The sequence below is a fragment of the Pantoea sp. sgz302252 genome, assembly GCF_042610525.1.
Lineage (GTDB): Bacteria > Pseudomonadota > Gammaproteobacteria > Enterobacterales > Enterobacteriaceae > Erwinia.
The window spans coordinates 1-1064 of sequence record NZ_JBHDVM010000038.1; the positions used below are offsets into that span (position 1 = coordinate 1).

General features: G+C 65.3%; 1 protein-coding gene. It reads left to right on the plus strand.

The window, feature by feature from the left end; genetic code table 11:
* The coding region (locus ACETPC_RS23765) for a hemagglutinin repeat-containing protein (protein WP_380184895.1) at window positions 1–1064 on the plus strand (1064 nt) is incomplete at both ends.

Sequence of the window (1064 nt, forward strand, 5' to 3'; positions counted from 1 at the left end):
AGCGCGGGCAATGCCCTGACGGTAAAAGGCTCGGACGTGCTGGCCGGAAAAGACATCAGCCTGACTGGCAAAGAGGTCAGTATCCTGGCGGCGGAAAACAGCCTTTCGCAGACGCATAAAACCGAACAGAAGCAGAGCGGCCTGACGGTGGCGCTCTCTGGCACGGCGGGCAGCGCGCTGAACGCGGCGGTAACCACGGTGAACGAGGCCAGAAAAGAGAGCGACGGACGCCTGGCGGCCTTACAGGGCATCAAGGCGGCGCTGAGCGGCGTCAGCGCGCAGCAGGCGTACGAGCTGGACGGCCTGCAAACCAGCGCGGCGGAGGCAAAAAACGCCGCGGCGGGGCTGAAGCCGGGCGACGAGGGCTATGAAAAAGGCGCAACCAACACCGTTGGCGTCAGCATCTCTTACGGCAGCCAGAGCGCGAAGTCGGAAAGCTCGCTGACGCAGACCACGCAGCAGGGCAGCAGCCTGACGGCGGGCAACAATCTCACCGTTACCGCCACCGGAACGGACATCAACGTTCAGGGCAGCCGGCTTCAGGCGGGCAAAGACGTGCAGCTCTCGGCGAATCGCGACGTTAACCTTGTCTCAGCCGAAGAGAGCAGCAGCACGCGAAGCCAGAACAGCAGTAAAGGCGGCAGCGTGGGCGTGGGCATCACGGCGGGCTCCGGCGGCGCGGGCCTTAACGTCTCCGCCAGCGTCAACAAGGGCAAAGGGCATGAAAACGCGGACAGCGTCAGCCATGTGGAAACGCAGGTAAACGCGGGCAGCCAGGTCACGATTGTCAGCGGACGCGACACCACGCTTACGGGCGCGCAGGTCAGCGGCGAGGCGGTCAAGGCGGACGTGGGCCGCAACCTGACGATAAGCAGTGAGCAGGACAGCGAGACGTACGACGCGAAGCAGCAGAGCGCCAGCGCGGGCGCGGGCTATACGGTCGGCGGCGCGGCAACGGCGAGCGTCAGCGCCACGCGGGATAAAATGAACAGCGACTGGCGGTCGGTGACGGAGCAGTCGGGCATCTTTGCGGGCGCGGGCGGCTTTGATATCACGGTGGGCGA